Source organism: Sporomusa sp., assembly GCF_057736855.1.
In genome coordinates, this window is sequence record NZ_JBYKYF010000201.1 from 1 (window position 1) to 5,746 (window position 5,746).

Annotated in this window: 5 protein-coding genes; 4 read left to right on the forward strand and 1 reads right to left on the reverse strand. The window is 46.0% G+C overall.

All coding sequences use genetic code 11. The annotated features are described in order from the left end of the window. Positions 1-158 precede the first annotated feature (158 nt). The 3 genes from AC29Z1_RS12465 (at position 159) to AC29Z1_RS12475 (ending at position 3,702) form a co-directional block, all read left to right on the forward strand. The gene (locus AC29Z1_RS12465; RefSeq protein ID WP_488271788.1) at positions 159-1,697 is read left to right on the forward strand and encodes a nitrogenase component 1; all 1,539 of its coding nucleotides are present in this window, start codon (positions 159-161) and stop codon (positions 1,695-1,697) included. Positions 1,698-1,815: 118 nt separating this feature from the next. Next, on the forward strand, positions 1,816-3,015 hold the full coding sequence (locus AC29Z1_RS12470; RefSeq protein WP_488271789.1) for an ABC transporter permease: 1,200 nt from the start codon (positions 1,816-1,818) through the stop codon (positions 3,013-3,015). 18 nt (positions 3,016-3,033) lie between these two features. Then, positions 3,034-3,702 (forward strand): ABC transporter ATP-binding protein, encoded by a 669-nt coding sequence (locus AC29Z1_RS12475; protein WP_488271790.1) that lies wholly within the window; start codon positions 3,034-3,036, stop codon positions 3,700-3,702. A 142-nt stretch (positions 3,703-3,844) separates the two neighbouring features. Here AC29Z1_RS12475 and AC29Z1_RS12480 read toward each other — a convergent pair whose 3' ends face one another. Beyond that, entirely contained in the window at positions 3,845-4,627 is a 783-nt protein-coding gene (locus AC29Z1_RS12480) for an alpha/beta hydrolase (protein WP_488271791.1), read from the reverse strand. Positions 4,628-5,168: 541 nt separating this feature from the next. On the opposite strand from AC29Z1_RS12480, the gene AC29Z1_RS12485 reads away from it, so the two are divergent. Next, positions 5,169-5,746 (forward strand): nucleotide-binding protein (locus tag AC29Z1_RS12485; RefSeq protein ID WP_488271792.1); only part of this gene is annotated, 578 nt, incomplete at its 3' end.

The window sequence follows — 5,746 nt, forward strand, 5'->3', positions numbered from 1 at the left end:
TCGAGCTGTTTTAGATAAGGGCTACACCGGGTATAAGGGTGGTTTGTCACTTGCCGAGGATGCTTTTTCGGTACTTGTCAGCAATCGATAAAGAGACTGACATTCAGATGGGCTTAATCCCCATCTGAGGTTAGTCATCGGATAAGGGAGGTAGCATTATGTCTAAATTGACCGAAAACCTTACTTATGATTATTTATCCGCCGAGGCCGCACCTACCAGGGAAGAACGGATTGAAGCCACCTATGCTTTTGGTGGTTCGTGTTCAAGTCTGAAACAGGGAATGAGACAGGGGTGCACCAAATATAACTGCCGGAAGTTTGCGCAAGGCGGCGGCTGCCAGTTAACCTTAGCGTTAGGCATTGTCAGAACCTTTCAGAATACTGTGGTCATCATTCACGGGCCATTGGGTTGTGCTTCCAACAATCTAGGGGTGGCCGGCTATAGTAAAACCTTTAGGGTGCTGAAGCATAAACCGATTACCGACAATATCTGGCTACACACCAATCTGGATGAAAATGATGTTATTGCCGGCGGTATTGACAAATTGCGTGAGGCGATAGTTTATGCTGCGGCAGAATACCGTCCTGATGCGATCGTGGTTGGTAATAGTTGCGTACCTGGCATTATCGGCGATGATATTGATGCGTTAATCGACGAACTAGACGGGCAGCTTTCGGCCCGGATAGTACCTGTTCATTGCGAAGGTTTTAAAAGCAAGTTTGTGGCCACCGGCTATGATTCAGCTTATCATGGGGTATTGAAAAAATTGGTTGACCCCATCAAAAGCTATGACAGCCCGCGTATCGACGATTATGCCGGGGAAACTAGCGGTGCAAATGTAAGCTATAACACCAGCAAGACGGTAAATTTGCTAAATGTCGGCTCCACCAGCTATGGTGATGAGGTTGAATTGTCAAGGCTACTTACGGCACTTGGTCTTGATGTGCGGGTATTGCCGCTATATGCAAGTATTGAAGAAATTTCCCGGATGGGTGAAGCGGTGCTCAATGTCAGTATCTGCGCAACCCATGACGATTACCTGATTGGTCACCTGAAAGAGCGTTACGGTACAGAATATATAATTGATACCCTACCGATAGGCATTAAAAATACTAATCAATGGTTGCGCGCCATAGCGAAATTTTTCAAACTCGAAGCGGAAGCAGAGGAGCTGATCTCCAGGGAAACCGCCGAATTGGATGCAGCTCTCGAACCGTTTAAAACAGTACTTAAAGGCAAGACTGTGTTTGTCGGTGGAGGAGAAACCCGTATCTTTACAACGGCTGAGTTTTACCAATCTTTAGGTATGAAGGTTCTGGGGTTAAAACCCCATAATTTTGATCGCTTTGCCGTACCAATGATTGATGATATTGCCGACCAAGAGACTGTTGTTGATGTGGCACCAGGGCAGCCGGCCGAGGAACTGGTGGTACTTAATCGCCTCAGACCTGACCTGTATGTCGGTCATACGGGAGCCAACGCCTGGGTAACCAAACTCGGTATTCCCACCATGCCGCTTTTTGGCCAATCCTTTAATTATATGGGCTATTCTGGAGCCTTTGAACTGGCGAGAAAAGCGGCGCGAAGGCTGCAAAATACCGCTTTCTCAAAAAAAATAGCGGCCAATGTAGCCCTGCCATTCCGACCTGAATGGTATGCAAGCAATCCGTTTGACAATATCAAAGCGGCACAGTAGTTATGCGAAGTTGACCAGAAATACTGGAGGCTTGGTGTTACCCCTGTCGGGGGTAGCACCAAGCCTTTTTGTTAGTGTTCCTTTACCGGTGGCATATGAAAAGAAGGGAGAAGGGAGTATGACATATCTTATCTGGAAAAGCTTGCTATATCGACGGCTGCAGAGTGTTGTCATGATTGTTTCGATTGCTGTTGGCGCAGCCATCGTGTTTAGCACTATTGCCATGTATCAGGGGGTGGCTTCAGGCATGGAAGTTTCTAAGCAGCGAATGGGTGCCGATATTGTTATTGTGCCGTATGGGGTGACATTAGAGCCCAGCCTGCTCTTATTTGGCGGGGCGACGGCCAATTCCTATATGCCGGCAGGATATGTGGATTGCGTACGCGCTATCCCGGGTGTTCGTACAGCTACACCGCAGTTTTATACCCATTCGTTAACAGCAGATTGTCATGATATTGGTAGCCAAAACCGGATGATTGGGTATGACGCGACTAGCGATTGGATTATTGCCCCTTGGTTGAAGAAGGCTCATAAAGACGAACTTAAGGATGATGAGGTCATTTTAGGAGCCAAAGTACCTACTTGGACACAGGATAAAATATCAATTTTAGGTCAATGGTACAATATTGTCGCCGTGGCGGAAGAAACCGGGACAACGCTTGACTACTCCCTATTAGTTAGTATGAATGAAGCCAGGCGGGTGGTTGCCAAAGATAAATCATTGCAGCGTATATGGGAAAAACAAGGCCCCCCGGCTGAACTGATTTCGACTATTTTGGTGCAGGTGGATGAGGGGGCAGATATGAATGAAGTGGTAACCGCTATTCAAAGTGTTGGGCTCATGAAACCAATAGTGGCGGCAGAGGTAAAAAAACGTATTGCCGATCAGTTTACGGTATTTCTTTTGTTAATAGGCATTGTCGGTATATTGGCAGTACTAACCTCTTTGCTGCAGCTTTTTTCCCGGTTTTATACGCTGACCTGGGAACGTCAGGCAGAGTGGGGGCTGTATCTGGCTTTTGGCGCCTCAGGGCGGGATATTGGCACGGTGATTGTTGGTGAGGCAGCTATGCTATCCATAACAGGAGCGGCTATCGGTCTTCTATTGGGGGGCGGTTTGTACCAAGGCAGCCTGAAGTTGCTTGAAGCCTATCAATCCTTTCCCTTTGTATCGCCATCCTGGACTTTTATTGGTGCTCTGGCTATGGGTATTACCGCATTGTTCACCGGACTGGGTGCTCTGGCAGCCTGGCTGCCGGCCTATCGGGGAAGCCGTATTGATCCTAGTGTTATCATGACCAGGGGAGATTTTGATTAAAAAGAAAGAAGGGGAAATATGGTCAATTTGCTTGAAATGAGGGATATTGAAAAACGTTATGGCGAGGATGTCGTTTTATCAGGGATTTCCTTTATGCTGGCAAGGGGAACTTCGATAGCCATTATCGGACATTCTGGCAGTGGTAAGACTACGTTATTATCGATAATGGGCCTGCTGCAAAAAGCGACTGCCGGCCAAATACGGATAGATGGTCGGGATATTGCCGGTTTATCTCCTGCGATGCTGGCTAGACTGCGCGGGCAATATGTCGGTTTTGTTTTTCAAAGATCACGATTAATTCATTCGCTGACTGCGTTAGAAAATGTTATAGCACCTGCTTGGTTTATTCGCCGCGGGGAAAACCTAGAGCAGCAGGCACGGGCTTTGCTGGAGCAATTCGGCTTGTCTCACCGTCTGCATCATAAGCCGCAGGAATTGAGTCTTGGTCAATTGAGACGGATTTCGCTGGCTAGGGCATTACTACTTAAACCGCCAATTTTATTGGCTGATGAGCCGACAAATGATCTGGATCCGGCGTTAGCCGGAGAAGTTGCTGCCTGCCTGCTTGCGGCGCGGCAGGCGGGCAGCGGTGTAGTCATTGTCACCCCTGACTTGGGTTTGGCGGCGCAAACAGATCGAATTTTCCGGCTATCAGGCGGGTCATTGCAGCCTGTTACCTGTCAGTGATGGTTACAGAGCGTACAACGCAAAACTAATAATTCGAAAAAAGTATTGGCTGAAAAGCAAAGGAGAGCCTATCTTATCAGGTCTTAAGGCTCTCCTCTACTATTAAATGATTTCACCCAAATTCTCCTACATTGTCGCTGGTTCAACCATGCAGCAATGAGTTTGCTTTCAGCCACTTGGTTATCAGGGAGGTAAGTTCGGCGTGTTTGCCTGTAAACACGTGGTCTGCTTGCATACGGATTAGTTCTTTTTTACCCCGGTAGTTATCATATAAAATTTCTGAGCCTGACGGTGGTACAACGACATCCTGGGTTCCATGAATAAGTAATAGCGGTGTATAGTGCTGCTGGGCTTGCGCCAAAGGATTATAACGATTTTCCAGTAAGTCGTTTAGAAAGTTGGGACTAAGGCTGAAGCCCTTACCTAAAAAGTTCGACACTGTTTCGCCTTGTAATGAACGTTGCCACAGGTCTGGGCCTAATATAATGTTCTGGAAGTTTTCAATGGGTTGAGTTACCGGTGCTAATGCTACCCGCCCGGCAATGGTATGATCTTCATGGCTTAAGACAATAAGACCACCCAGGCTATGTCCCAGCAAATAGATAGGTAAACCTTCAAATTCTGGCAGATTTTTGACCCAATCAATCACATTGCGTAAATCTACCTGCCAGTTTTTGATGGTAGTATCGCTGGCAAATTCACCATCGCTTTCGCCGGAACCAGTAAAGTCGAACCGAATGGCAATGAATCCGGCTGCTTCAATGGCATTGGCCACATGCAGCATTAACTGATTTGTTCCAATCTTTTCGCTGGTGAAACCATGACAGCAGATAACAATCGGTGTCTGGGTTATAGTGAAACTGTTAGCGTGAATCATTGCAGATAATTTGCGGCCTTGACTGAGAATCCATTTGTGTTGTTTCATAGTACTATCCCCTCCTGAAATAAAAATGGCTCAAAAGTGACCTCAGTCATTTTTGAGCCTTTAGTTTTTCTAATCAGCTTTACGTATTATTTTGTTTAACCTAACTGTTTGACGGCTTTGGCGATGCGGCTAAGACCTTCTGCTAACACTGGGTGCGGCAGCCGAAGTTTAGGCGCATAAAGCCGTTGCCTTGCTGGCCCTGTGGACTTGATAATATCAGGGTATGCCAAAAAGGCTAAAGTACGTCCGGGACAGACAATACTTTAGCCTTCAGTCTCTCTGATCAGCTAGCTGAGAGTAAATAATATATAAATATAGGCTATCATTAGTAAGGATAATTGTCAAGGAATTGGGAATAAATTTATAAAATTTTCCACAAAAAAACCTTGTGTTTTTTGGAAGTAGTAGTATAATAAATTACAAGTTAATTTAAAAGTACAATGAGACTGATTGGTGAATCAACCAAAGGTCAGAATAACAGTCCAACAGGACTGTCATTCTGACCTTTTTTGTTTCTAAACAATTTGGGGAGGGGTAATACATGAGCAAAAAAATTAAGCAAATTGCAATCTATGGCAAAGGTGGAATTGGTAAATCAACAACAACGTCCAACATCAGTGCGGCGTTATCGAAATTAGGTTATAAGGTAATGCAGTTTGGCTGCGATCCGAAGGCTGACTCGACCAATACGTTACGCGGTGGTACGTACATTCCCACAGTGCTAGACACATTGCGGGAGAAAAACAAAGTTCAGGCGGAAGATGTCATTTATCAAGGCTTTAATGGTGTTTATTGCGTGGAGGCAGGCGGGCCTGCTCCAGGTGTTGGCTGCGCCGGGCGGGGCATTATCACCGCAGTTCAGCTGCTTAAGCAATTAAAAGTGTACGAAGAACTGGAGCTGGATGTTGTTATTTATGATGTTTTAGGCGATGTGGTATGCGGTGGCTTTGCCGTACCCATTCGCGAAGGTATTGCCGAGCATGTATTTACCGTATCTTCGGCCGATTTTATGGCAATTTATGCGGCCAATAACTTATTTAAAGGTATTCAAAAATACTCTAACTCTGGCGGAGCGCTGCTAGGTGGGTTAATTGCCAATTCCATCAATGCTCCCTATGC

Coding starts and splice junctions, on each gene's coding strand:
- AC29Z1_RS12465 (WP_488271788.1), top strand. CDS start 159: ATGTCTAAATTGACCGAAAACCTTACTTATGATTATTTATCCGCCGAG.
- AC29Z1_RS12470 (WP_488271789.1), top strand. CDS start 1,816: ATGACATATCTTATCTGGAAAAGCTTGCTATATCGACGGCTGCAGAGT.
- AC29Z1_RS12475 (WP_488271790.1), top strand. CDS start 3,034: ATGGTCAATTTGCTTGAAATGAGGGATATTGAAAAACGTTATGGCGAG.
- AC29Z1_RS12480 (WP_488271791.1), bottom strand. CDS start 4,627: ATGAAACAACACAAATGGATTCTCAGTCAAGGCCGCAAATTATCTGCA.